The 25571-nt window shown below is 62.4% G+C and carries 31 protein-coding genes; 1 reads left to right on the top strand and 30 read right to left on the bottom strand.

Annotated features, from left to right (window positions below):
• Window positions 1-12: 12 nt before the first annotated feature.
• The 12 genes from QE359_RS18620 to QE359_RS18565 all read right to left on the bottom strand — a co-directional run bounded on the left by QE359_RS18620 (window position 13) and on the right by QE359_RS18565 (window position 11474).
• Window positions 13-678 carry a hypothetical protein gene (locus QE359_RS18620; RefSeq protein WP_309780321.1) on the bottom strand — a complete coding sequence of 222 codons (666 nt, stop codon included), beginning with the start codon at window positions 676-678 and terminating at the stop codon, window positions 13-15.
• Complete coding sequence (locus QE359_RS18615; RefSeq protein ID WP_309780320.1) at window positions 675-1151, bottom strand: hypothetical protein; 477 nt, start codon at window positions 1149-1151, stop codon at window positions 675-677. Before QE359_RS18615 ends, QE359_RS18620 begins: the two co-directional genes overlap by 4 nt.
• A 19-nt stretch (window positions 1152-1170) precedes the next feature.
• Window positions 1171-1548 (bottom strand): hypothetical protein, encoded by a 378-nt coding sequence (locus QE359_RS18610; protein ID WP_309780319.1) that lies wholly within the window; start codon window positions 1546-1548, stop codon window positions 1171-1173.
• The gene (locus QE359_RS18605; RefSeq protein ID WP_309780318.1) at window positions 1545-1862 is read right to left on the bottom strand and encodes a hypothetical protein; all 318 of its coding nucleotides are present in this window, start codon (window positions 1860-1862) and stop codon (window positions 1545-1547) included. Before QE359_RS18605 ends, QE359_RS18610 begins: the two co-directional genes overlap by 4 nt.
• 8 nt (window positions 1863-1870) lie before the next feature.
• Window positions 1871-2620 carry a hypothetical protein gene (locus tag QE359_RS18600; protein ID WP_309780317.1) on the bottom strand — a complete coding sequence of 250 codons (750 nt, stop codon included), beginning with the start codon at window positions 2618-2620 and terminating at the stop codon, window positions 1871-1873.
• 61 nt (window positions 2621-2681) lie between these two features.
• Window positions 2682-3044: a hypothetical protein gene (locus QE359_RS18595; protein ID WP_309780316.1), complete on the bottom strand. Its 363-nt coding sequence runs from the start codon at window positions 3042-3044 to the stop codon at window positions 2682-2684.
• A 113-nt stretch (window positions 3045-3157) separates the two neighbouring features.
• Complete coding sequence (locus QE359_RS18590) at window positions 3158-3370, bottom strand: hypothetical protein (protein WP_309780314.1); 213 nt, start codon at window positions 3368-3370, stop codon at window positions 3158-3160.
• A 40-nt stretch (window positions 3371-3410) separates the two neighbouring features.
• Window positions 3411-4604 (bottom strand): hypothetical protein, encoded by a 1194-nt coding sequence (locus QE359_RS18585; RefSeq protein WP_309780313.1) that lies wholly within the window; start codon window positions 4602-4604, stop codon window positions 3411-3413.
• A 38-nt stretch (window positions 4605-4642) separates the two neighbouring features.
• Window positions 4643-5746, bottom strand: a complete 1104-nt coding sequence (locus QE359_RS18580) for a hypothetical protein (protein ID WP_309780311.1) — start codon at window positions 5744-5746, stop codon at window positions 4643-4645.
• A complete protein-coding gene (locus QE359_RS18575) occupies window positions 5743-6675 on the bottom strand; it encodes a hypothetical protein (RefSeq protein ID WP_309780310.1) in 933 nt (310 codons plus the stop codon). The genes QE359_RS18580 and QE359_RS18575 overlap by 4 nt, the downstream gene beginning before the upstream one ends.
• 3 nt (window positions 6676-6678) lie before the next feature.
• Window positions 6679-7533: a phage distal tail protein gene (locus tag QE359_RS18570; protein ID WP_309780309.1), complete on the bottom strand. Its 855-nt coding sequence runs from the start codon at window positions 7531-7533 to the stop codon at window positions 6679-6681.
• A complete protein-coding gene (locus QE359_RS18565) occupies window positions 7533-11474 on the bottom strand; it encodes a phage tail tape measure protein (RefSeq protein WP_309780308.1) in 3942 nt (1313 codons plus the stop codon). The genes QE359_RS18570 and QE359_RS18565 overlap by 1 nt, the downstream gene beginning before the upstream one ends.
• 43 nt (window positions 11475-11517) lie before the next feature.
• On the opposite strand from QE359_RS18565, the gene QE359_RS18560 reads away from it, so the two are divergent.
• Window positions 11518-11799: a hypothetical protein gene (locus QE359_RS18560; protein ID WP_309780307.1), complete on the top strand. Its 282-nt coding sequence runs from the start codon at window positions 11518-11520 to the stop codon at window positions 11797-11799.
• Here QE359_RS18560 and QE359_RS18555 read toward each other — a convergent pair.
• The 18 genes from QE359_RS18555 to QE359_RS18470 form a co-directional block, all read right to left on the bottom strand.
• Window positions 11747-12094: a hypothetical protein gene (locus QE359_RS18555; protein ID WP_309780306.1), complete on the bottom strand. Its 348-nt coding sequence runs from the start codon at window positions 12092-12094 to the stop codon at window positions 11747-11749. The two genes, QE359_RS18560 and QE359_RS18555, sit on opposite strands and share 53 nt — an antisense overlap.
• 86 nt (window positions 12095-12180) lie before the next feature.
• On the bottom strand, window positions 12181-12747 hold the full coding sequence (locus QE359_RS18550) for a hypothetical protein (protein ID WP_309780305.1): 567 nt from the start codon (window positions 12745-12747) through the stop codon (window positions 12181-12183).
• A 196-nt stretch (window positions 12748-12943) separates the two neighbouring features.
• The gene (locus QE359_RS18545) at window positions 12944-13474 is read right to left on the bottom strand and encodes a hypothetical protein (protein ID WP_309780304.1); all 531 of its coding nucleotides are present in this window, start codon (window positions 13472-13474) and stop codon (window positions 12944-12946) included.
• Complete coding sequence (locus tag QE359_RS18540; protein ID WP_309780303.1) at window positions 13464-13634, bottom strand: hypothetical protein; 171 nt, start codon at window positions 13632-13634, stop codon at window positions 13464-13466. Before QE359_RS18540 ends, QE359_RS18545 begins: the two co-directional genes overlap by 11 nt.
• A gap of 479 nt (window positions 13635-14113) precedes the next feature.
• Entirely contained in the window at window positions 14114-14503 is a 390-nt protein-coding gene (locus QE359_RS18535; RefSeq protein ID WP_309780302.1) for a hypothetical protein, read from the bottom strand.
• Window positions 14496-14897 carry a DUF6093 family protein gene (locus QE359_RS18530; protein ID WP_309780300.1) on the bottom strand — a complete coding sequence of 134 codons (402 nt, stop codon included), beginning with the start codon at window positions 14895-14897 and terminating at the stop codon, window positions 14496-14498. The genes QE359_RS18535 and QE359_RS18530 overlap by 8 nt, the downstream gene beginning before the upstream one ends.
• A gap of 472 nt (window positions 14898-15369) precedes the next feature.
• Window positions 15370-16260: a P22 phage major capsid protein family protein gene (locus tag QE359_RS18525; RefSeq protein ID WP_309780299.1), complete on the bottom strand. Its 891-nt coding sequence runs from the start codon at window positions 16258-16260 to the stop codon at window positions 15370-15372.
• 50 nt (window positions 16261-16310) lie between these two features.
• Entirely contained in the window at window positions 16311-16799 is a 489-nt protein-coding gene (locus tag QE359_RS18520; RefSeq protein WP_309780298.1) for a hypothetical protein, read from the bottom strand.
• A 41-nt stretch (window positions 16800-16840) separates the two neighbouring features.
• Window positions 16841-17656, bottom strand: coding sequence for a hypothetical protein (locus QE359_RS18515; RefSeq protein WP_309780297.1), 816 nt, complete (start codon window positions 17654-17656; stop codon window positions 16841-16843).
• Window positions 17622-18971, bottom strand: a complete 1350-nt coding sequence (locus QE359_RS18510; protein WP_309780295.1) for a phage portal protein — start codon at window positions 18969-18971, stop codon at window positions 17622-17624. The genes QE359_RS18515 and QE359_RS18510 overlap by 35 nt, the downstream gene beginning before the upstream one ends.
• A complete protein-coding gene (locus QE359_RS18505) occupies window positions 18965-20734 on the bottom strand; it encodes a terminase (protein WP_309780294.1) in 1770 nt (589 codons plus the stop codon). Before QE359_RS18505 ends, QE359_RS18510 begins: the two co-directional genes overlap by 7 nt.
• Window positions 20718-21074 carry a P27 family phage terminase small subunit gene (locus QE359_RS18500; RefSeq protein ID WP_309780293.1) on the bottom strand — a complete coding sequence of 119 codons (357 nt, stop codon included), beginning with the start codon at window positions 21072-21074 and terminating at the stop codon, window positions 20718-20720. The genes QE359_RS18505 and QE359_RS18500 overlap by 17 nt, the downstream gene beginning before the upstream one ends.
• Window positions 21075-21115: 41 nt before the next feature.
• Window positions 21116-21679, bottom strand: coding sequence for a hypothetical protein (locus QE359_RS18495; protein ID WP_309780292.1), 564 nt, complete (start codon window positions 21677-21679; stop codon window positions 21116-21118).
• Between the two features lie 169 nt (window positions 21680-21848).
• A complete protein-coding gene (locus tag QE359_RS18490; RefSeq protein ID WP_309780291.1) occupies window positions 21849-22067 on the bottom strand; it encodes a hypothetical protein in 219 nt (72 codons plus the stop codon).
• Window positions 22068-23294: 1227 nt separating this feature from the next.
• Window positions 23295-23573: a hypothetical protein gene (locus QE359_RS18485; RefSeq protein ID WP_309780290.1), complete on the bottom strand. Its 279-nt coding sequence runs from the start codon at window positions 23571-23573 to the stop codon at window positions 23295-23297.
• Between the two features lie 238 nt (window positions 23574-23811).
• A complete protein-coding gene (locus QE359_RS18480; RefSeq protein WP_309780289.1) occupies window positions 23812-24078 on the bottom strand; it encodes a hypothetical protein in 267 nt (88 codons plus the stop codon).
• Window positions 24075-24797 carry an HNH endonuclease gene (locus tag QE359_RS18475; RefSeq protein WP_309780288.1) on the bottom strand — a complete coding sequence of 241 codons (723 nt, stop codon included), beginning with the start codon at window positions 24795-24797 and terminating at the stop codon, window positions 24075-24077. Before QE359_RS18475 ends, QE359_RS18480 begins: the two co-directional genes overlap by 4 nt.
• Window positions 24798-24879: 82 nt before the next feature.
• The gene (locus QE359_RS18470; protein ID WP_309780287.1) at window positions 24880-25542 is read right to left on the bottom strand and encodes a hypothetical protein; all 663 of its coding nucleotides are present in this window, start codon (window positions 25540-25542) and stop codon (window positions 24880-24882) included.
• Between the last annotated feature and the right edge of the window lie 29 nt (window positions 25543-25571).

Raw genomic sequence — 25571 nt, 5'->3', positions numbered from 1 at the left:
GGGCGGAACGTCTTACGGGGTTGGCGTGCACATCGACTGGACACGGCCGATCTCAGCACCAGACTGGTCGTAGAACACGATGAACGTGCTCAGGCCGTCAGCGGTGCAGCCAACGGACGTGACCGAACGACCGTCAGCACCCGGTGCACCGTTCACGCCGTCTTTCCCGGCAGGTCCGGTCGCACCAGCAGGGCCTGCGGGACCGGCTGGGCCTGCAGCTCCGACCGGACCTTGCGGGCCGGGAACCGTCGAGTCGGCTCCATCCTTCCCGGAACCGCCAGTAGGGCCGGCAACAGTCGAATCCTTGCCCGGTGAACCGTCAGCACCATCCTTGCCGTCACGTCCCGGCTCACCCTGTGGCCCCGTTTGACCGCGAACGCCCGGCAGGCCCTGCGGACCGCGCTCACCGACAGCGCCAGCAGCGCCAGGGATGCCAGCAGCCGGAACGTCGTCCTTCTTGATCTCGTCCGGCGTTTTCGTGTTCGGCTTCACACCGTTGTCGATCAGCTGCTTCTGCGCCTGGGTGAGCGCGTCCGACAGGCTGTAGTTCTGCTTTCGCTGCACGTCGATGATCTGTGTCTTGTGCAGGTCGTCGTACACACCGAAGCCGATCGCGAGAGCGATCACTGCGGCGAGACACCAGAACAGCCAACGTGTTGCTTTGCTCCACTCGCTCACAAGCCAACACCTCGCAGCAGGATCGGAACGAACACGGCGGCGGCGATACCCAGACCCCACGTGATCCACATTTTCGCGGTGGCGTCCTTGCGGTTCGCGTTCGCCTTCTCCGCCTCGTCCAGACGCTTACGGAGCCCGTCAACGTCCTGGTCATGTTTCGTTTCGAGCACGCCAATACGGTTGTTCACTTGCGTGTTGCGTTCCTTCGAACCCGCCTCGAGCTCGGCCGCGCGAGTTGCGGACGCTGCCTGCATGTCCGCGAGGTCCGTGTGGATCTCCGTCATCTCACGGCGTTGACCTTCCTGGTACAGCGTGAACACCTCGAGGGTGAGTGCTTTGTCCAGGCGTGATTCGATGCGTGCGAACGCTTCCTTGTTGGAGGACTCGATGCGTGCGAACGCGTCTTGGTTTGCCCGTTCGATGCGGTTCAGTGTCCGCATCAGTTCGGGGATGGATAGTTCCTGGTCCGGCACGGCTGCCCCCTCCGCGTGGTCAGCCGATGGCTGCGAGGATTTCGTTCTTCGCGTTCAGCACTTGCAGGTTGAGTGCGTTGGCGTTCTGGTCGTCGCGGTTCTGCACCTGCAGCATCCGGTTGGTGATGAAGTCTTCCGACGCGCCCTGGACGGTGAGGGGGATGTCGGATGCGGGGTAGAACCGTGTCCAGACGCTGCCCTGCGTGAGCGGGAGAACGTCGGGGTCCCAGCCGTTGTGCTTCAGGACGGTGCGGCACACAGCATCGTTGACGCTGGTGACCGTGTAGCCGGCGGTCGACATGTGCTGCGTCTGCGTTCCCGTCACCCATCCGAGGATCGCTGGACTGATCGACCAGACGATGCCGGTGTCCGTGTTCCGGATCAGCTTCTGCGTCATGCGGAGTGTTCCGGACCGCCGAGGCCGTCACCCTTGACCAGTGCGTCGCTGGGGCCGGGCGCGGGGACGACGGTCGGCTGCGACGGGAACCATGCCCCGAAGAACGCGAGAACGAAGCCGCCGCCCACGGATGCGATGATGCCGCCAACCTCGGGGCCGTCGATCTTCCCGTCAGCGAAGATCCCTGCGAGGGAGATGGAACCGAAGCCTGCGATCGCACCGGCGACACCAGCCGTGTACGCCTTCTTGGCGCGAGCAAGCGAGAACTGGTCCTTGAGTGTGGTGCCGACGCTGGGGTCGATGATCTGAGTCATGGGTGCTCCTAGCTGATCTTCTTGAGGGCGACGCGGATGACATCGAACTCGAGGTCGTTGAACGTGGCTCGTGCGGTGGGGACGGACGCTTCGACACGCTCGAGCAGTTCTGCCACCTGCGTGCCCTTGAACTTCTGCCCTGCGACGGTGAGGTCCGCGATCTTCCACGTGTTGCGTGCGCCGACCGCGACCTTGTATGAGCCGGCCTGGATGACCTTCATGTCTGCCTCCTTGGGTGCCGGCCTGGTGCCGGGGACGTTGTTTGCGGTTTCGCCCATGAGGGGCGCGCCTGCGATGGGTGCTCGGGTGGCGGCGTAGATGCCGTTGCAGTGCCACGCTTCGGGGACGCGGAATGTTGCTCCGGTGTGGATGACGCCGCGGCGGTTGAGGATCACGTACAGCTGCTGGAACTCGCTGTCGGTGAGTGCACGGTTGCTGCCGTCGAGGCGGGTGACGCCGAAGTCGACTGCGGTGCCGATCTGCGGTCCGTGCGTGGACGTGCCGGGGTAGGCGGCGAGCGAACCTTTGCCAGCCAGGTAAAGGTTGTAAAGGTCCCACTGCCGGTCGAGCTCGCGGACACCTTCGTTGGGGGTGAGGTGTTCTCCGTTGCTGCGGAGGACATCGCGGTCGAATTCGAATGCTGCGGACCGGAGCTGTTGCGCGAGGTACGCGTCGGTGACGGTCTGCAGTTTGCCGCGTGGGGTTGATGCGGTGCCGTCGTGGTACGACGACACCCCGATTGGGTACCGGTCGGCCATGCCGCCTCCTAGAACGACGAAAGCCGCCCCGGATGGGACGGCTTGGATGATGTGGTGCGAGTCAGACGTGGATGCCGTAGACGGTGAGCACGGCGGTTGAGCCGAGTGCGATGCCGAGTGTGCGGACGCTGACTTTGCAGCCGGTGGTGGTGATGCTGCCGGGGACGACTGCTGCGATTGCGCCGAGTGCTGCACCGGATGAGGTGACGGTTGCGGCGACGGCGTAGTTCGTGTCGGCCATTGCTGTGTCCCAGGTAATCGTGTACGTCTGTTCGGCGTTGATGCCGAGTGGTGTCATGCCTGTGACGGTTTTGACGCGGACGACTGCGGAGTCTTTCTGCGCATGCCACGCGATGTGCCACGCCTTGTACTGCTTCACGTTGGCGATGCGTGAGAAGCAGAGTTGGCAGGTGAGGGCGGGCACGACGTAGACATTTGCGTCTCCGGGTGCCCACCCGTTTGGTGCTGGTACTCCGTTGGCGTCGAGTGCGTATTCGTAGTCGACTTGCTGAAAGACGTCCACTGATCCCCCGTTGGTTAGTCGGTGAGGTAGGTGATGCCGTCGAGGATCGCGTAGGTGGTGGTGCCGTTTGCGATGTCTCGAATGTCGATCTGCCCGTTGGTGTTGAAGTTGAAGCGGAACGCGGTGCCGGCGGTTCCTGTTGCTGAGAAGATCCGCGTGGTGCCCCCCGAGGGGACAGAGGGTGCATATGCGGCGGGAACGGTGATGACGTTCGTTTGCGAAGCCATGTTCGCGTTCCGGTTTAGCTGCCCCGTCCATTCCACGCGGTTACCGATCTTCCGATAGCGGAGGGTGATTGACGCTGTAGCCGGAGCCAGTTGCAACCGTTGGTGACAACCATTTCGAGTCCGCAGTGATCGATGTGCCGTCGAGCAACTGGAAGTCTCCCGCTGTAACAATCACTTTCGAGAGCGGCACAACTCCATTGGAATCTGCGTAGGCCGGCTTCACGATGTCAACGACATCGCCTCCATATGGATTGATCCAAGAGAAGCGATTCCCGAAAAAGCGTGTCCCTGCTGCAGTCGTGCCTGTGGTTCCGTTGGAATCCGTTTCAATGATCGGCAACTTTGGCACATCAGTTGCCGACGACTGCCCAGCGAAGACTCTCCGTACAACGAAGTCCGCGGTCGCCAAGCCACTCGGGATGCTTGCGGAAACCTTCACGGTGCCCGTCCACGATCCGGTCAGCGATGTATTGACGGGCGTGTAGATATTGCACGTTCCCGCACCGTTCGGCCCGTTGGCTTTCAGTTGCAAACCCGCATATGCGGATGAGCTGTAGATGATGCCTTCGATGCTGGCAGCGGAGGCCGTGGCATCGCTATAGACGTCGAGTCGCGTGTTCAGCAATTCGATTCGCTTGCCAGATGCGGCTGAACGAATTGTCGCGCCTGTGATGGTCTGCCCGTCGACCGCTCCAGCTTTCACCGTGTCAGCGATTACGTTCCGGAGTGCCGCCCCGTCGATCGGCGTGAGCGTCCACTGCGAGTTCGATGCGGACCACCGGTACTGGGCGGTTGCGTTGCCGCCCGTGCCGTTCGTCACGTACCAGACGTCGCCGTCTGTGGTGCCGGGGTTCTGCGTGTTGTCCGGAACCGCCGTCGACCACGTGGTCTTCGTCTTCGCAGCTGCCGCCTGCTGAGCCGCCTGAGCCTGCTGCTGAGCAGTCTGAGCCGCCGTCTGGGCAGTCGACGCGTTCGTGTTCGCCGCAGCCGCATCAGTCGACGCCTGCTGAGCCGCAGTCTGCGCCGTCTGCGCCGCCGTGTTCGCAGTCGTCGCCGTCGTCTGAGCAGTCTGCGCGGTCGTCTGCGCCGTCGTCGCCGTGCTCTGCGCCGTCGTAGCAGTCGACTGAGCAGTAGTCGCCGTGGACTGGGCAGTGTTCGCCGTCGACTGCGCCGAACGAGCCGACTGATTAGCCGACGCGAACAACTCCCGCACCTGACGCTGCAACTCCTGCACCCGAGCCGGAGTCTCCGCCTTATTCGGCATCCGAACCATCAGTCACCCGGCCCTTCCAAAACAGGAGTCACCTGCTCCAGACCATCAAGATCCAGAACCCAACCCAAAGCACGAACAACACCCGACAAGCCGCCAGGGAACGACCGCACACCAATCACCACGTAACCGATGTCGTCACCCTCAACCCAGTCGACGCCGAGACGTGGCGCGTTCTCGACCGCCGCCTTCAACGCCAGCGTCCGTGTCCCCTCAACCGCCTCAGCAGCACGAGCGCGAGCGAACGAATCCAAACGGTCGTCCACGTCATCCACGTTCGTGTCCGGTGTGAACCGGAGCTCAAACGTGGGCCGGTTCAGGTCCGGCGTCACCACATGGTTCGACTGCGGACGGGCAGTGCCCGAAGCGTTCGACGTCGCCATGACATCGTTCGCGCCGTTCCCCTCCGTGTAGTCCCGGTCCATCGAAACCGACGACACGGGGCCGGGGATCTCGAACGTGGCAGGCGCGGACAGGCCAGCCGGGACACGGTTGCCGAGCGTGGTGCCCGACACGCGAAACACTGGCGTGTAGGTGCGGCCCGAGTCGAGTGTTTCCCACCCGATCGTCCACTCCGGCCCGCCGTCCAACGCGGACAGGGTTTGCAGCGCCGACAGGACGGTCTTGTCGTCCGTGTCCTGATACGACTGGTCCGTCACCACACCACGCGACGACCCCTCAACGACGACCCGCATGGGGATGCCGCCGTTCGAGCCGGTCAGCACAAACCGGTTCAGAAGGTCGATGATGATATCCACCGCACCGACCTGCGAGTAGTCCACATCACCCACGAAGCGCCGGGACAGGTAACCCGTCTCGTACGTCGCCAACGACACCGGCACCTTGTCCGACTCGTCCGGGATCGTGTGCGTCACCATGCCGCCCCACACCGGCACACCCGACGCATCATCCACGAGCACCAGCGCGGAACCGCCCTCGAGGATCGCACGACGCCAGTTCTCCGGCGTCTTATGCGTCAACGGCAAGGTGCCCGAAGCGGTCGAACCGCCCCCAACTTCCTTGGACACGATGCCGCATTCAAACTCAGTAAGCTCAGCCAGCAGCAGACCGGTACGGCTCTCCACCGCCAGCCATGAGTACGTCACACGACCGCCTGCCAATGAATGCCGCTGCCGGTCAGTCCGGACTGCGACGACCACACCGAACCGTTGTAGTAGACCCGCAGCGTCACGTTCGTCGCCGTAGTCCCGACCACACGAGTCGTGAACTCGCTACCACCCGACGTGCCGTACCACTGCGCGAAGAACTGCGACGGGGCAACACCCAGCGAGTGCGGTACGGACACGTCACCGTTTGCGTTGCTGCCCGTGATCGCCTGCGTACCGAACTGCTGCAGCAGCGGCGAGATCCGCACCCAAGCCGTGCCCGTCCACGAGTAGACGCCGTTGTTGGTCGCAGTCGAATCACCGACCACCGTTGCGAGCTGCCCCGCGTACCCTCCCGTGATGCCAGTGAGCACTGACAGGGCGTTGAACGGCAGCGTTCCGCCAGCAGCAGTCAGCGCTCGAGCAACCCAGGTCACAGTCGGCGTGCCACCGCCCGACTTCGGCACGTTGATGCGCGCCAGAACCAGCGAACGAGCCGGAGTTGCCGGCGCACTCGGAGACGCAGCAGCAGTACCCGCCAGGTACCCGATCGTCGCACCAGGAGTCGACGAACCATCCGACTCAGCCGGATCGTTCACCTGCACGTACACGATGTCCACACGCGGGTTCGACGCATCAGCAGCCGTCAAACTCCCCGACACAGTCCCATCGTTCGAGAACGTGTACGGGCCAGCCTCAGCAGCCGCCTGAGCATCCACAACACCCGCAACCGGAGCGCACGACCACGTAGTAGAAGTCGCCGTCACAGTCGCAGTTGACGTACCCGGACGCACACCCGACGTCGCCCCCAACGGACGAGCCGACGTCGCACCCGACACAAACGGCGCATTCGTCGTCTGCCGCAACTGACGGCCCGCATACGTCGGATTGTTCGAAACAGCATTCACAGGCCACACGTTGATCGCCATGCTCTACCTCCAAGCGGGGACCGCAGTGACGGTCAGTTGAGAAGATGCGTTGTACTGCGCAGCCGTGAACGACCACGTGTTCGCGCCAGGACGGAACGACGACCAACCACGCGACGTGATGTAGCCGGCGCGGTTCGCCTGCCCGTTCGCGAGTGCGGTCCGGGCGTCCATGTCGATCAGCAGGTATTCGCCCGCCTGCAACGCCAGCGAGCTCGAAAACGCCAACACCCGGCCGGACGGCTGATGCGTGACGATCGGACCAGTGCATGGACCGTCGATCCGCAGCACCACGGTTCCGGACTCGTTGCCCGTGTTCGTCAGGCTCACCTGACCAGTCACCGTCGTCGCGTTGATGCTGAACGGCACAGTGAACGGAACCGTCAAACCGCCAGTAGTCGACGGCAACTTCGTGGAACCGGACAGGCTCTCACCAAACTTCCGCCAGTCCGCCGCCTCAACCTGAATCGACCACGTGCCGATGTTCGTCATCAGCCAGTTCGTCAGCACATCATCCGACTGCTGCACGTTCACCCAACGAGTGCCCGCAGCATCAGTGACCGCGAACTGACGATCAACACCAGCCGGGATTGCTGCGTTCAGACGGTCGAACGCGGACGACAGCGACGCGGCATCCGGGGCGAAGATCTTCCCCGAAGCGGAGATCGACCGGGCACCCGAATACCCAGTCGACCTCCACCCGCCAGACTGACGCGGCTTCTGCGTGATCTCCGACGTCGAACGAGTGGAGCCAGTCCACCCCTCCAACTGCTCAATCGACCAATCAACACCGAACTCGTCAACCTGACCGAACGGGATACCACCAACCGTGAACGACACCTGATCGGTTTCAAGAAGCATCAGGCGTACTCCGATCGTTCACGACGCTCAACGGCCTGCACAAACGGTTCAGGGTCGAGCGTGGTCAGGTGGTAATGGCGATCCCCAGTGCGAACCGGGGATGCCGGGGCAGCGGTCTGCGCTCTCATCGGAGTGGCGTCCATGTACCGGACCGAACCGCCCGAGTTGATCGCCTCGAGCCACCCACGGTTCTGAGCAGTCGCAGCAGCGTTCACCACGAACTCACGCCCATGCACAAGGCCAGCGACCTGCCCGGTGCCGTAATCGCCCGTGTACCCACCAACCGAGTACCCAGGCACACCAAGCGCCTTACCAATCAGCCGCTGCAACTTCCGCGACTCCGTAGTGATCGCCTTCGAGATCCCAGCCGCGTTCGCCTTCGCATCCCGCAACTGACGTTCCGCCGTGTCAATCAGCTTCCCGAAGTTCGCATCCGCCACCTGCGACCCAATCGCCGCAGACGTCGACTGAACAGCCCCATACTGCGTGTTGATCGCAGACAGTTGCCCCTTCGACATCGCCGCCAACGACTTCGCCAACGGCATGCCCTCATCGACACCCAACGACGCGATCTCGTTCAGCAGAGCCGGCGCGAGCCCGTTCTTCTGCAACGACACCAGCAGACCCTGGAACTGCTTCAACTTCCCAGCGCGCGACGTCAACCCCGTCAGCAGAGACGCACCCGACCGGTAGTTCCCGTACGACACGTCCGACAGCTTCGACTGCACCGCCGACGCCATCGACGTAGCCGATGACTTCAGATCACCGAGCTTCGACGACGCCTTCTCCACAGCGGCAGCAGCAGACGTCGACTGCTTCTCGAGCGCCAACATCTTCTTCTCGGACTGATCCGCGACACGACCAACCGCGTTCCGGAACTGCTCCGGGAAACGCGTATCCGTCGCCAACGAAAACGCCCGCTGCACCGCGTTGGAACCAGTCAGCTGACCGGTACGCATCGCCGTGTTGAAGTCGTACACGTCAGACCAGCTCTTCCGACGAGCAGCCGCCGCACGGTACTGGGCAGCACGAGCAGCCTTCAACTGACGCTGACGTTCCTTCGCGGCCTTCTCAGCAGCCTTCTGCGCCTTCGACACTGACCCGCCAGAAGCGAACTTCTGCACGTAACCACCGTTTGCGTAGTGACCCGCGTTCACCCGATCCAGGAACGGCGTCCCATACCGTGCAACCGACGACGCCTTGATGACGTACTCGCCGTTCGACAGCATCGCCGGAATCGAATCCGACGTTGCAGTACCAGGACCGTAGACAGCGCCACCAGAAGCGCGGTTGTATGCAGCGCCCGCAGCACCTCGAGCAGCGCCAGCACTGACTGCCTCGTCAACCTTTCGGTTCACGGTTGTGACAGTCAGAGTCTTCGACTGCAGCTGATTAAGCGTCCGCAGAACGGAAAGAAGATCAGCGTTCGCCTGAGCGACTTCCGCCTGCACCTTCGTCTTCTTCGAAGCAGGCACGCTTGCCAGCTTCTTCTTGACAGATTCGAGCTTGTCCTGCGCGTCCTGAACTTCGCCCTGGACCTTCAGGATCTTCTTCTGCGTCGCCTTGTCCGCAGCCGCTTCCACGTTCTTTGCAGCACCAACAACGCCCTCAGCGCCCTGCTGCTCAAACAACGTAGACACGTTGTCCGGAATCAGCTTCAACTGATCCGCCATTGCAACAGCCTGGTCCTTTGTCAGACCGAACTGCTCGGCTGCCTTGATATACGCATCACGCGTCGACTGCATCTTCGCGGCAGCATCCTCCTGCGTACCACCGTTCTCAGCAATCGCCGCCGTAGCAGCAACACCATCCTGAGCGATCTGGCGAAGAGCAGCCGCATTCGCACGGCCCTTTTCCGTGTTCAGGTCAAGGCTCTTGCCGTTCTCCTTGAGTGCCGCAGCAGCATCGTCGATAGCAGCTTGGAAGTCAGACTCAGTGGACTCCACATCAAGCTGCGTCGAACCGAAGTTCCGGATCGAATCAGCGAGCTGTGAAATGTCCTGGTTCGCTTCTGAAGCGACACCGGAGAGCTCGGCCAGCTGTTCCTTCTGCTTCTGCGTGGACTCCGCAGCCAACTGAGCCGCAAGCTTGCCCTTACCCTGCGCCAGGTTCAGCAGCTCCTGCTCCGAGAGCGTCTTGCCCTGCGCGCCGGCCAGGTCGATCAGTTCCGCCTTATACGGGCCGAGCTGGTCAAGCAGTCTCTTCGCAGTGTCCGACCCGCCGCCCATCTGCTTCACCAGGCTGTTGAAGCCCTTAGAAGCAGACGCGAGATCCGAACCGGCAGTCGAAGCGAGCGTCGTACCGATCTGCCGGAACTGCGCCTCGAACCGCTTCGACGTGTCAGACACATGCGTCAGACCGAATGTGAGGCCATCGAACATTTTGCCGAACGCCACGTTGACCGGACCAGTGCCCTGCGTCAAACCGTCCAGCGCATCCTTCGCGGACTTCGCGTCCTTGCCGAACGCGTCGAACGCGCCACCGCCACCAGAGAACGTCTGGTTGAGCGCCTTGGAGGACTTCGCCGTGAGAGCAGCGTTAACCTTCGACACTTGCTCATCGGTCAGCTGCGCCTGCGAACCGAGCGCCGCGAACGCCGAAGCGAGAGCAGCAACGCCAACGAAGATCGCGCCACCCTTACCCAGCCCGACAGCCATAGCCTTACCGGTCAGGTTCAGGTCAACCATCGCCGCCTTCGCAGCAGCGATCTTCGGCACCAACGTCAGGAACCCGCCACCAGCAAGCGCAGTCGCACCCACAAGAGCCGTCAGCCCCAGCGCCGTCCCCTGCACCCACGACGGTGCCTCCGAGAACGCACGCGCCGCAGCAGTGACGTTCTGCACCAGATCACGCAGCATGTCATTCGACGCGGAACCGGACTTGATTAGCCCAGACTCGAGCGCCGCACCAAGCTTCTTTACGTCACCGTTCAGGTTGTCCGTCTTGCCAGCAGCCTGCTGAGCCGCGAACCCTGCATCGTTGACCGAGTTCACCCACTCACGGGTGCCCTTCGCGCCATCCTTGTACAGAATGTTCGCCGCACGGATCGCGTCGGAACCGAAGATGATGCCCAGAGCGGAGTCACGTGAAGCCGAGTCGACGCCCTTGAACCCCTTCTGCAACTGGTCCGCAAGCGACGTCAGGCCAACGAAGTCACCGTTCGCGTCGTACGCACTGATGTGGTACTGCTTCATCGCATCCGACGCCTGCTTCGTCGGCGTAGCGAGCTGCAGGAACATCTGCTTCAGCGACGTACCAGCGTCCGAACCCATCAGGCCGGCCGAGGCGAACTCAGCGAGGACACCAACCGTGTCGTCCACGGAAAGGCCGAACTGTGCAGCAACCAGGCCCGACTGCTTCAGCGCCGCACCGAGCTCTTCAACACCACCGAGCGACTTGTCCGCACCAGCAGCGAGCAGATCAGCGACGTGCGGAATGTCCTTGCCGGACAGGCCAAACTGCGTCATCGCCGTCGCAGCGATCTCCGTAGCCTCAGCCACGTTGATCTGCCCCGCAGCAGCAAGATCCAGCGCACCCTTCAGCGCGCCGCCCATGATGTCCTTGACAGAGATACCGGCCTTGACCAGCTCGGTCTCTGCGTCAGCAACCTCGGTCGCGGAGAAGCCGATGGACTGCCCCATCGTCAGGGCCGCGTTCCGGAGCGTGTCCATCTCCGCTGCCGTCGCGTGCGACAGGGACTGCACCTGCGACATCTGCGCGTCGAAGTCAGCGAACGACTTCACCGCGAGCGCCATAGCAGCCGCAGCAGCCGCACCGATCGTCAGCAGACCAGCGCCGACCTTCTCGAACGCCGCAGACTGCTTCTCGAGCTTCTGCGCCTCATCCGACGTCTTCGCGGTCGCCGCCCGCACCTTCTCCATGCCAGCGAGATACCCGGCAACCTCAGCCCGGATGCTTACGGATACGACCCGATCAGCCATGAAGGTCTCCCGTCAAACGCTATGAAGATGTAAAGTTCGAGGCATGTTCGTGCGGACACGCTTCGGAATCCCGGCCTTCTGGCAGATCGCCGCCGGGGTGGTCGTCCTGCTCGGCGCAATCGCGCTCGTCGTAGTCGCCTCAATGAGCAACATCACCTGGCTGCTCGCCATCGGCATGGTGCTGATCGTCGCCTCCGGCGCAGCGATCGCATTCGGTGTCAGCGCCGTCAACCAAGCCGAAGAAACCGCACGACAGCAGCGTCAGGCGGATCTCACAGGCGAGGCCGTCGCTCGATCACTTCGACGGGGAACACAAGACCGCTGAGGTTCGCGCCCTCACCGGCAGACTTCTTGTACGCCTCCATGGCGTCGTCCTGAGTGCGCTGCGCGTAGTCGACCAACGGCGCGTAGATCGTGTTGCCCTCCGGCGTCACAACTGGCACACCAGCCCGATACATGCGGACGCCGTTACGGTTCGACGGGTCAGAGTCCGGCGACATCGCCTCATCCATCGGCTGACCATGCGGCCCAAGAGAACGCCGAAATGCCTCAACGCCAAGCACCAACGCGAGCTGTGCTGGCGTCCACTCCGACTCGCGCTCCACCAGCGCCGAAACCACGCGCCCCGCATCGTCATACGAGTAGGTGACCGTCTGCGACGGCTCCCACCCACGAAGACGCTGCGGAGACACGCCCAGCTTGATCGCTAGTTCGACTTCGTCCCGGAGTCGGGGGTTCCGACGCGCAGCGCTTTTCCCAGCTCCACCGCCCGACTCGACTCGCCCTCATTCAGCGCGTACACCGCGTTCACAATCTGCTCATGATCGCTGCCAGCCAGGAGCGCGAACAGGTCATCCCACTCGCTATCAGTCAGCTCGCGTTCAACGCCATCCTCGACAAGAACACCAGACTGAATCGCCCCAGCACGAGTCACCGCCTGATAGTTGTAGCCCAGGAACGTATCCGTAAGCACGTCAGGTCGAGGCGGGTTCGTACCAGTCAGATCAAGCCAATCCGCACCAAGCATCCGCGTGAACTTCAAATCCACCAAAGTCCCGGAGAACTCAGCCTTGACGGCCTCGACATCCTTCAGCAGCTTTGCAAGCGGGGAGGACTTCGCCAGACGCCCATCATCGGGCTTCTTGGCCTCTTCCTGCACCCTCGCCTCGAGCTCAGCCAGACGACCCGAAACCTCAGCATCCAGGGAAACCGTCACCGTCCTAGACGGCCGGCCCTTCTCCTTCGCCGCAGCCAGCTTCTCGTTGAAACCCATAAGTCTATTCCTCACCCTGAGACACCCTTGGAAGTGGAACCCCGTGCGGACGGCAGGGTGAGAACCGTCCGCACGGGAGTAGGTCAGCGATTACTGATCGAGTGAGTCATTGCGATGGTGAAGACGTACTCGCCGCGCTCCACAGGGACATCGAATGGCTGCGTCTCAATCGGAAAATAACCGCCGTGTTCGAACATCAGGAGCCGGTAGCCGGGGTGACGTCGCGCTGCACCTTCTGCAGCGGGTACAGCACCTGCGTCTTCGTGAACACCGAGTTAGCCGCAGCCTGGTCACGCTGCTTCTTGCCCGCCTTCACGTACCAGAAGTCGAACTTGCTGGTCGTAGTGATCGCCTCATCGTGGTCAGTCGCCCAACGCACCGCAGCGATCAGCGCTTCGTCCTCAACGAGCGTGTCGTCAGCCTTTGCCGACTCGTCGCCGTACACGTACTGCACGGTCAGGCCATTCGTGACCTTGCCCGGCTGCGCGAACGTCTCAGTCGCCGTCAGACGGTCATCCGAGATCGTCTCCTGCGAAGTCGTCTCAGCCCAACCCGAACCAGCAGTCAGGTCGTACGTGACATCCACGAACGACGCCGAGTTCAGCTGCGTCACCGTGATATCCGTGAGCGACTTACCAGCCGTGAGGATGCTCGCCGGAGCGAACATCACCAGGAGGTTGCCCTCAGTACCAACGGACAGGGACTGTCCAGTCGTGTCAATTGCCATTCTCAGGCTCCTTCTTCTGCTTCTGCGTCTTCCCGTCCGCGGATGCGGAGGGCTTCTCTCCCACGAGCGGGAAGCGCTCAGGCATAGACGCCTGAGTGGTCTTGTGAACCTCCATGTGCAGCCCATGCGGGCCGTACACGAGGACGTGGTTGTCGTCCATGCGGATTGCTCCTTACATGCGAAAACCCCGCCGAAGCGGGGTTAAGAAGTGGGGGCGGGTTGCGCGTCGAAGCTGTACTCAACGGTCTGAAACCACATCGGCGGCGAGGTGTCCGGGTCGATCTGCGCCGGACCGATGTAGTCACGCCGCAGCGGCCCTGTGCGCTCGCTTGGGACGCTCAAACGCACGCCGCGACCATTCGGACGCAGCACCTTGTCCAAACGCTCTGTGACGCTGATCGCCTGATCCGGTGTTGTTCCCACACACTGAAACGTGGTCGATGGGCGACGGTTCACGTACGCGACCCGTCTGGCGCTCCTGCGAGTCGTCATCCGCGCCCGGCTGAATCACCACGTACCACGTGTTCGTGATCGGCTTACCGTCAGTCGTCACCGCGCGGCCCGTGTACAGCTTGCCGGCGGGAGCGAACGTCGATTCAGTCAGCACCAGAGCTTTCAACGCGGCATTCTCAGCAGCAGTCATAAGCCCGCCGCCTTTAGACCGTCATCGATGGCCTTGTCTAGACCCGCCTCAAAGTCGTCAGCATTGTCAGCGAGAGCCTTCGGAATGCGGTGCTTACCCGGCTGACCCGGCCGACCCGCGTCGACCAGGCCGACAACGGAACCCTGCCCACCGAGCTCGGGGCCAATCTCGGCGGAGATGCCGCCGAGCCGTGCCCCCGTTGAACCGTGAAGGTCATAGGAGATGGATCGGGAAGCGCCCCCCAGGTTCCGCGCCCCGCTGTAGTCGTCCTTGATCTGATCCTTGATGCGCCGAGCAGTTACTTCAATCGCCTTGCGCACGAACGGGCCAGTTTCCTTTGGGATCTCGCCAAGATCACGCGCAAGTGAGTACAGGTCGTCAGCCACTTGTCACCTCCGATGCGAAGCGCCGTGCGGTCGCATACGACGACTTGAACGGCGCTTTGATCGTCGCTTCAGTGCCGGGTAGCGCCGGATCAGTTGCCGATTCGGTGATGCGGACGAGCATGCCGTTCCGCACGCCACCTGACCCGTCGATCGGGAGGCTCAGCGTCGCCAACTGGGTGACGAGCAGCTGTGTGGCCGACTCGATATCGGAAGCTTGAACGTTGCCTGCTTTGAACCGGCAAGGGCCGCTGTACGCCTCGGTGAAGACGTACTCGTATTCCAGGGTGTCGGGGTTTTGAACCTGGTCCGACGACTGGGTGCCAATGACGCATCGGTCGGTCATGAACTCTGCAGCCAGGGTGCGGCCACGTGCGAGGATTCGTGCTGCTCGCACGTGACCACCTCCTAGTACCAGGGGAAGAAAACGTTCGGCGTGCCAGTGGGAACCCAGCCGGCCGCGTCAGGACGCCACTCGCCCCGTGTGGTTGCTACGGTCCCCAAACCTCCGAACGTGTTCGACGTTCGAAGCGAACCGAGCGTGCGCCGCTCCGTCGCCGTGAGATACGCGCCGGACTCGTCGACCTTCCAACCCTCGCTGTAATCGTCGAGCCCACCCGACGTCTGCGCGTTCCGGTTGTCGAACACCCGAGACGCGCAGTACAGCGTGACCGTGAAAGCTTCCTCTGGAACGGGCTTGAGGGAGCCGTCATCGTTGAGCCATGTCTGCCCTGATTCCTTACGAACCAGGGCAGACGCCAGCCGAAGGCACAGAGCGGCGCGCTTAGCGTCGTCCGTGCCATCAGCGATTGGCTCACCGAGCCAGTCGGCAAGATCGCTAACCCCGGCCAGAGTCGCCGGGGCAGCCATTACGCCGCCAGCTTGAGCGAGACAGCCCGGTTCGCGTCGAGCGTTGCGGCACCGAAGAAGGTGTCCACGACCGACTGGTCCTCGAGCTGCAGCGGGTTGTAGTGCTGGATCCAGCGGAGGGCGTAACCGTCCTGCGCGACCGTGGCCGAGTAAGCGGCACCCTGCGGCTGCTTCGACGGGCGGGTGACGTGGGCGAACGCGTCACGGTTGTACGCGATGCCGAAGTCATCCGGAAGCGTCGGGTCAGCGACGATGGTGAAGCCGAACAGCTGGCCGATGGTTGCGTTCCGGAGGGTGTCGCCCGAGCCGGACTCGTTGACCTTCTGCAGCAGCTCGTCCTGCAGCGCAGCGGCCTCCATGCCGGGGCCGACCGCGAGGGTGCGACCGCCGGCCGGGATCTTCCGGTCGTTGAGCACCTGCCGAGCCTTGATCAGCGCGGTACGGAAGTTGGAGCCGTCGTCCGCAACCTCGGGGATCGAGGCGTCGGTGCCGATGGCGACCATCTCCGCGATGAGCGGCGCAGCGAGCTGGTCAACGACCGACTCCGCCTGCGGGATGAGAACCTGCTGGGTGAGGTCCGTGATGGTGAACGTGGCGAAGTCGTCGGGGAGACGGATCGCGTTGTACACCTGGTCCTCAAGCGTCACCGGGAACCAGTTCTGCGTGAGGTCGTTGAACTGGATCGCCTGACGGGCGTCACGGTTCGCCTTCGTGTACACGTGAGCAGTACCGGCCGAGATGGGGCCGAGAACGTTCACGGTCTGGCCGCGACCAGCAACGAACTCGTTGCTGAAGTCCTGTCGGACGGTGCGCGGAAGGTTGGTGAGGTACCGGAGAGACGCAAGCGTGGCGCGAGCAGCCTGCTCCGGGGTGTAGAGGTTGTGTGCCACGGTGGGCCTCCTAGATGAGAAAGTGGTTCAGCACCACCGGGACGGGGTGCCTAGCGGCGGAATGCTTCAGCCGCGAACTTGTCGAGATCCGCAGTCGGGTCTGCCTCAGCGGTGGGGTCACCACCGCCACGCAGACGCTCCTTCGGCTGGTTCGTGGGCACGGTCTTGCCCTTGAACAGCTCCATGAGCTCTTCCGCGTCCTGCAGCAGTTCCTCTTCGGTTGAACCGGAGAGGCGCTTCACCAGGGACTCGGGAAGGCCGTGCTTCACTCCGATGCGGAGACGCAGGTTCTCGGCCTCCAGGGCCGTCAGCCGCTCGCCGTTGTCGGCGTTCTCCTTCGCCTGCTGCTCGGCCTTCACGGCACGCTCACGCAGGTTCTTGCTCTCAGAGTTCAGCTTGCGGATCTTCTCGCGCGCCTTATCGGCGTCGAACGAGGGTGCTTCCTGCTCCGACTCCTGCTCAGTCTCAGTCGACTCGTCCACCTCAGTGTCGGTTGCCTGCTCCTGCTCAGTGGCGGTGCTGTCAGCGGTGTCACTCATTGGCCCTCCAGGGGCGTGTAGGGCTGCCACCGGGGCAGCGGTTACCCGTCCTGGTCGGACTGGGTGGTCTTGTTTCGCACGGACGGCGAGTCGCGGAAGTCGCCGTTAGCGCGCAGCCGGGGAAGAACTGACTGCTGCGTGCGGGCAAACCCGGCAGCGTTCGCTTCACGTGCCGCCTTCTGGTAGGCGTCGATGAATCCCTGCTCCTGCTCGTTCGGTTCCCACGAGCCGTAGACGATCTCGGCGTGGCACCCGCAGTGCGCGTGGTAGTGCAGGCCATTCCCCGCCACCGGATCTCCGGCAGATGATGCCGACCGGTATACGGGACCACGGGAGCACAACATGGCGCAGAACGCGCACGGGTTGCCGTCTGATACACGCCGCCAACCAACAGCCTGCTCATCCTGCGAGGCAGTCAGATCGACTGTCTGCCGGCCGCCCATCATCACCTGTCGGCGCAGCATGCCCGCGTACCCGGATTTTGCTGCAGCAAGTGCGCTTGAGCCCGAGAAACCCCGGCTGATGAAGTTCTTCACCCGCACCGGGCCAGCAACCAACAGAATCTGCGCCGTGAGGGCCGCATCAAACGTCGGCACCAGGACCGGTGCCGTGTTTCCAGCGGCCTCAACCGCACGGTACTGGCTGATGTACTCAGCCGTGGTCCGCGAAGACTCGTCGTAGTACCGGGAAGCAAGCGCCGTGTTCGACGCCAACCATTCCGGCGTCGAACCGTCTAGGTTGCTTGCCTGCAACTGATCCCACAGGATTAGCCCCACACCAGCAGCTTGAGACGCCAACTGCAATTGCAGCAGCCGGTTAGTTTCAGTTAGCCGTCGCCCCTGCGCTGTCAGTGCCATTCGCCTGCCCCCTAAGAGCGTCAGCCAGAAGCTGCTCAGAAGAAGGATGCTGCTGCCGGTACTCGAGCCAGGACGCGGCCTCTTCCGCCGTGACGGACGGGATGCGGTCCCACAGCTTCTCCGGCGGGATGCCGAGCTGCGTTGACAGCTTCCCGAGTGCGTCAGCCGCCTGAGACAGCGAACGAGAACCGAGGTCCGCCCACTGAATCGTCAGCGTGAAGTCTGACGCGTCCTGCTCGCGACCCTCGACGTGTGATGCGAGGCGCAGTGTCTGAGCGTGCGAATCGCCGAACCCGATCTTCCGTTCGTTCGCCTTCAAATCCAGCATCGACCGAGCTTCCTCGATCGCGTCAGCGGACAGGTTGATCATCTCGCCCGTCAGCGCATGCGTCGGCGTCTGCGAGACAGCAGCAAGCGCCTCAATGTCCGACTTCCACGCCGCGATGAACCCGTCAAGCGGTGTCTCGTCCAACGTGCCGAACGTGACGCCCTCTTCGCCAGTCAGTATGTCCTGCTGGCGGAGCAGCATCTTCACCCGGTCGCGTTCCTCCTGCGACTCAGGCATGTCCAGCCCGGTCGCGTACCGGATCTTCCACGAGTTGAAATGCTGCGTCAGCAGACGGTCGTACGACGTCTTGTTGATGCGCTTCGCCAGCGGAATGAACGGCTCAACCTCGCCAGGAGTGCGACCCTCAACGTCAATCAGATTCGAGTACCGCACAGCCGGCGCGACACCGACATCGTGCGCGTCAAACGTGACGAACTGCAGCTTCCCGTCCTGCATGACGAGCGTGTACCGAGCCTCGTCGTCAACGACCTCGAACCGGTTGCCGTGCACCTCAAGGAAGTACTCCGGGTACTCGTCAACCACGGCGTCGTTGTAGACCGCATACAGGTCACGGGGAGAATGACCGCGAATCACCGCAGCATCCTCACCGTTCACCTCACCAGGCAGCACCGTCGAGTACGAGTACCCATACGTGAGCGCCGCCCGGTGGATTGCACGCTGTCGAGACGGCATCCGGTTCCGCAGCCACGGCGTCCAAATCGGCTGCACATCCTCCGACTGCGACGATCGCACGAGCTCGGCCACCAGCTGCTGGTTGATCGTCGTCACGACAAGCATCAACCACGGCGTCTCGGACAGGTCGCGCAGATCCCGATGCTCCGGAGCGGAATGCGCCGGGATCGTCACCTTGTCAGGGTTCCAACGGCCCCAGTTGTCCGCAGCATCAAGCCGCTGCTTCTCCTGCTGCCACCCCGGGATCAGAACATCCTTCGCGAGAGCGACCACGTTGGCCTGGGACATCACCATGCGCGCCCGCCCTTCTTCTTCGAGTTGTTCAGGATCAGACGGCGCACCATGCGGGCACCGACCATGCAGATAGCCAGGTCGATCTTGTTCCGCGACTCGCGGCCGTCCTTCGCGATCGACACGTACCCCTGCACGGGGTAACGTCGAGCGTTCAGAACGTGTCGGCGGAGACGAGCATCACCGTCGTACGTGAAGTCAGCGGACTTAATTTCTTCCAAAGTGAAGCCCACAGCTGCAGCGAACTCACGTGCGTTGTCACGTGCGGACATGTCGAACATGACCGAGTGACCTTTGCCGCCCTTCGTGCCCGAAGCCCACACACGCAGCTTCGACCGGTACTCGCGGTGCCACTTGTCGAACAGCGGATCCCAGTAGCGGTCCATCGTTTCGTCGTCGACCACATGGGACGGGTCACCGAAGAAGCCGACAACGCGGTACTTGCGGAACGCGCGGTCAACAGTCGCGTCGACCTCTTCGCGGGGTGCCAACCATCCGTCGCCGCGCTTGCCAGGCGGACGCTGCCACATGCCCATCGTGAACACGTGGCCATCCGACATTCGGACACCGATCAAACCAGTCGCGTCATCCGACTTCGAGCAATCGAGGAACATGGCGATCTCTTCGCCGTCCTCAACTGTCTTGTCGACGTCCTTCAATGGGTCGAACTCGGCCGGTTCAGTCCACGCATCCTCGGCGGCAGTGATCTGGTTGTACCACTTCCGCCGCGACTCGCTCGGCGTGTTAACCGGGTTCGCGATCGACTTCTTGATGCGGCCCTCGGCGTCAAGCCACACCGCGTCACCGCGAACCGCCTTCACGACAGACGGCGCAGCGTCCAACGTCAACGGCGCTTCCGGAGGGGCCTCGAGCGAGTCGTACATGACACCGAACTCAGCGTTCTCCGCATCATCAGAGCCCAACGTGGACTCATACGCCTCACGCTGCCGCTGCCCCACCGAATCCTCGCCCGGGCGGTACGCATTGCAGATGTCCAACATTCTGGCCGGGAAACCGATCTCAGCCTTCGCAGCATTACCCTCGATCGCGCCGGCCATGTCGTGGCCACCGTTCGAACCGTTCCAGTTCTGCGTCTCGTTACGCACGATCAGCGTCGGGCGGCCACCCTCAATCGCCATAACCGAAGCAGTGACCGCCTCAATCTGACGGGTATCACCCATGCCCCACACGTTCAACTTGCCGACCTGAATGCCGAACCGCTTGCGTGCTTCAGGGCTGATCAGCGACGGGAACAATTTCATCGTGTTCTGCGTCTGAACCTGCGACACAGCAACCATCTGCACCCACGCGTTCGGGTTGTCACGACCGATCGGCCGGTCACCCTCCCAGCGGTCAAACAAAGTCGGCCCAAAGAGATGCCCGACACCGAGCGTCGCCGCGATCGGGTCCTTACCCCAGCCCTTCAGCCGCTGCAGAACCGCCGAGTGGTACGAGAACTGCCCATCCGACTCGAGCGCGAAGAACCACAGCAAGAAGCGTGCCTGCTCGGGCGTGAACTGCCACGGGCCCTTCTTGCCGCGCAGCCACATGCCGCACCAAGCCATGAACTCCCAGCCCAGCGATGCCTCTGGGAGTAGCCAACCGTTGTCCCACTGCCACGTCGGGCCGATACGGACCGGCTCCCACGCCAACTCAGCCGGCGGTGCGGTCTGCTCCAGCAGTTCGCGGTACCAAGTGATGATCTCCGCGTACTCAGCGTCATCACTCGTCAGAAGGGCAGGGCCAGCACTACGCGCCCTTGCCATACGCGGACGCCCAACGCGACTGAGCAGCAGACCGCTGCTGGTTCGAAGCGCCCTCACCAGCCTCGTCAGGCAGCTTCAGCTTCGCGAACAGCTGAGCCAACGTCGCACGATGCTGACGAAGCTCCTGCACGAGTGGGTGCGCCACAATTTGCCCCTGGGAACCAAGGACCGTCAGCGGCTCATCCTCAAGCGCTTCCTCCATGCGGGTGATCAGATCCACCTCACCGCACGCAGCACGAAGCGTCTCCAACTCATCCTGACGGAGCTCATACGCCCCCGTAGTCTCACGCCACAGCTTCTTGCCGCCAGCCTTCAGACTCTTCGGTGCAGCCACCGCCATGATGCCCTCCAGGGACGCAACAGCGCCCACCAGGGACGCAACTACAAGCTCGGCACCACAAGCGGTGCAAGCGACAATGGGGAACGGTTGAACCGTCGCCCCGTCAAAGCGATGTAGCGCCCAACCGAGTACCACTCGATTGCACGCACCCCATCGCGTACATTCCGCCCAGGCCCCTCAGTGAGCAGCCCGAACACGTGCAAACCAGATCCTGAACGAGACACCTCGACGTAGGTGCCGGGGTTGTTGTCCAGCACTTCTTGCGCCCAGTCCGCGACACGACCGTCCTCGATGCAGTGATCCAAGTCGATGCAGCCGATGCCGTCACCAAGGACGAACCCGACACCCTCGCCAACCTCAGACGCGACCGCATCCTTGTGTGAGCTCCACGTCGCAGCGTTCGTCGACGAAGCGTTCCGGCCAGCGACTGTCAGCGGCACCTTCTTGCTCGAGTACCGCACGAACCGATCACGGGAACGCATCTCAGTTGGCAACTTCTTGGCCTCACGGGCGGCGTAAACGCGGCATTTCGCGGAGCAGAACCGCGCATCTTCGCGCAGCAGCATCAGCGATGCTCCGCAGTGACGGCAGGTTCGTGTCTCCATGCCGTTGAGCCTACCTGTTACGGATAATCCGCGCCAGCACTGGGATGCAGTGGGATCAGTCAATCCGTCGCCGGCCGGAAACTAGAGGCCAAAACAGGCCAAAAGACACCCTGACCAGGGCTTTTCGCGGCGGAAAAACACAGAAGAGCCGCACGCAGGACCGGAAATGCTATCCGGCGGTAGAACCAGACTCCTTTGAAGAGACCCCCCCACCCTTGTCGGAGTCGCTGGAGTCGGTGGTCTTCTTGGGTCGACCTCGACGAGCGGTGTTCTCGACCTCTTCAGCATAGCCGGTGTTGATGAGATAGTCAGCTGCTCCGGGCGAAACATCGTAGGTTTCGCCTTCCTTCTTGCCGCCGACTGCCTTGATGATCTTGATGCTGGTCATGCGTGTCTCCGTCCGGGGTGTTGCTCGGCTGGTCGTCGCTTGAGTGCAGCGTTCGAGCGGTTGCGTGCGGCTGTCTCGCGTGCTGTCTTGGCTTTGTGGCATGGTGCGCTGAGCCATTGCAGGTTGATAAGCGAGTGGTTGTCACCAGCGATGATGTGGTCGCAGTCAGTGCCGAGCCCGTCGCATCGTGGGTCGTGCCGTGTCGCCTCGCATCGTCCGTGTGCTCGCTGCTTGACCTGACGCTTAATGCTGACCCAGTTGCTAGGTAGCCGTGAACTACGGTCACTGGTTGACCAGGCCACCAACTACCACCATTCGTCCTTGCCCCACGGTCTTTGCTCTTCGGTGCAGCATCGTTCGGCTGCGATACTTGAGTTGTATTCAGCCCCGCAGTTCACGCATCTCACCATTGTCCGGATGCTTTCATCCATGCGCTGTAGAGCACGTATCCGACGAGGATGGTGGCGAGCAGCACGCCGATGATGTTCCAGATGCGTTCGCGCTTGCTCACGGCTTTACTCCGCATCGGAGGCACCTGTAATCGAATCCGTAAAAGTTTCCGAAATCGCGCGCTAAAAGGCGGCTGTTGGCTCGGAGCGTGATCATGCGGTCCGCGCGATATCCCCAGTCGTGCCAGCCAAAACAACAGAAGATGCGTCCGATCATCAGTCCCTGTCTTCTATCGGCTGTTCGAAGATGGCGTTGACGTCTTGTTCGAGCGTGGTGTGTGGCTGCTCGGGTCGTCGGTTGGTGCGCGTCCTATGCGCGCTGAGCTCGTCTTCCATGACGTTCTCCGTTGTGGTTGGTTCCCGTTCAGCGCTCGAGCCGCTTTGCTCACGTTGCGCCGTGCCTCACCCGCGCTGACCTTTTGGTGACTTGGCAGGGGCCGGCTGGTCGTTGTGGAGACGACTGGCGTGAACGGGAAAGGGGTCACGCTTACACCGTCTATGCGGACGGGTCAGCGCGCGTTCGGTATGGCAGGGGTGACAGGATTCGAACCTGCAGCCGGCGGGTTTGGAGTCCGCTGCTCTTCCGTTGAGCTACACCCCATCGAGGCCCCGTATGCGTCTGCGGGGCTACCAGCTCGTATTCACCACTCCGCACCCGACGCGGGGGTCAGCGCGTCATGATCGCGCTTGCTTGTGGGTATGAGTAAAGCCACCGACCTGGTGTGGTTTGGTGGCTTGAAGGCGCACTGGTGGTACGCACTTCCGATGGTACAGCATTTCAGTGCGTGTCGGGAGTGCTTTCTGACTGCGACACACCGATTTCCGAAAGGTCGCCGGAAGCCAGATCTCCGCACATCACCTCGGCGTTTACGTGTCCGGCGTTGTTAAGCGCCTTCCGGATTGCATCTCGTTCCTGACCGCTGTACAGATCGATGGCGGGAATGCCTTGTGCTGGTAGCGCTGGTGTCCAAATGCCGTCGTGCCCGTGGTCAACTTCCCAGACCTCCGTGCCGTCCTCGAGTCGGTATCCCCAGATCGTCTCTACCTGATCCATCATGCTTATATCCTCTCACTCACCTCGTTCAGTTCTTCCCCGAGTTCCTTGATCGCGTCCCAGTTGTCCCACGCGGCTCCTCGGCTTCCACTAGGGCGTTCGTACCAAATGCGGCTGGTGCGAGTATCGCACCCAACCACATATCCGCGCTCGAGCATCTTCGCCATGACCTTATCGGCTAGCTTTCGGGCAAGACGCCGCGAGGCCTCGCTGTATTCAAAGTGCGTGTCTACCGGTTCAGTCATTCGTCGTCTCCGGTGTACTGCTTCATGCCGAGCGCCGTGCGCAGGTCACGCTCGAACCGCCACGAGTCCTCCGGGCTGTACTCGTACCAGCCTGCGTAGTCTAGAACCTCCTGGCGCACCGCTTCGAGTCGATCGGCGGCGACTTCAAGCGATTCAGCAACTTCGATCCAGTCCTGCTCTGCTTCAGTTGCATCCGCTCTGATGTTCGACGCCTTCGTTCGCAAGTCCTGCACCAGGTACTGCTCAGAGGTGGGAGTGGTCATCGGTCTTCCTCTCGCTTCGCGGCGCGGTAGCGCCGTCCGTTTTCTCGACCAGCTTCCGCACATGGCGCACATCGGCAGCCTGTCGTGTATCCGCTAGTTTTTCCGTGGTACTTGTGTTGCGGATCTGCTGTCATCTCGGTGAGCTTTCGCTGACGCCAATCGGCAATGGTCTTCTTGCCCTGCTCGCTGGCGTTGTAGGCCTTGGTCGCGGCTCGAACGCGTTCCTTGTTCGCCTCGTACCAACGACGCTTCGATGCCTTCGCTGTTTCCTGGCGTTCGTCCATGGTCATTCGCACTACTGGCTTGCGATTGGCGGCCTCACGTGCGTTCTGGCACGTCTTGCAACGTCGCGTCACGCCATTCTTCCCAGTACGGCGCGTCAGGTAGGTGTTCTCCGGGGTGAACTGATGCCCGTTGACGCAGTGCGTCTTGGATGCGAAGTAGCCGCGCCCCATGTTCTCGAGGTGGCTGACATCCTGAAGGTGGAGAGGATTCACGCAGGCACGCGTGCGGCAGAGATGGTCGAGTTCTGCCGGCAGGTAGCCGTTTGCCAGGAAGAACGAGAACCGATGGGCGTACTGCTGGGTGCGTCCGTCCCAGAAGCTTCCGTAGCCGTGGTTGTTCTTCGCGGCGGTCCAGAGCCAGCATGCTCCGGACTTGTCGACCTTTGACCAGAACCTGACGAGAGTACTTGCTTCGATGGATGCGATAGGCTTCATCGCAGCCCTCCTTGTCTTCCCAAGTGAGCGGTTAGGCCGGGGTTAGTGTTCCACCACTTTCCCCGGCCGTTTCAGTATATGTCTATCCGCTTACTTTCTCTACAGCCTCGCGCAATTCGTCTCCCAATTCTTCAATTGCGCCGAGGCCCTTCCACTCTGCGCGGCATTCCGGGTTGCGGCAGATGGTCCGCGCATGGCTTAGGTCGGGTTCGTCACGGGGGTACTCGACGATCAGCATGTTCGGGTACGACTCGCCATCGGTTCCGATCCACGGCTTCGGCCCGCAGATTGGGCACGGATAACCAGCTTCGAATGACTTGGGCCGTTCCATGCGGTGCCGAATCTGACCAGCCCACTTGTTCAGCGTCGAGACGTACCAACCCTCAGCATCGAACTGAGCTCTACCGATGTAGGCGGCATACCAGGCTCGCAATGTCGCCGGCAAATCGCTGCGGTTGGCTGCTACGTCCACCCATGCGCACATGTCGATCAGCTGCTTCTGAATGAGCAGCAAGTCGTAAAGCGCGTCCGAGTCGAGCACGTTGCGTTCCCGTGCGCTGGCCGACTTGGAGCCGCCGTCGTTCCCAGCGGACGGCACGACCGCATCGGCCAACTGTTGCAGCAGTGGCGGGTGTTCGACGGGGACGGTGCGCAGGTATTCGCCGTCGTCGGTGGTCTGCTTCACGTGGTCGATGGTCGGCTTCGTGAGGGCGTCCACGGCGTCGAGTAGGCGGGTGTCACTCATCTTCTGCTCCTGATTCGTCGTGAAGTCTT

The organism is Curtobacterium sp. SORGH_AS_0776 (genome assembly GCF_031453355.1).
Taxonomy (GTDB): domain Bacteria; phylum Actinomycetota; class Actinomycetes; order Actinomycetales; family Microbacteriaceae; genus Curtobacterium.
This window is presented reverse-complemented; position numbering and strand designations above follow the sequence as displayed.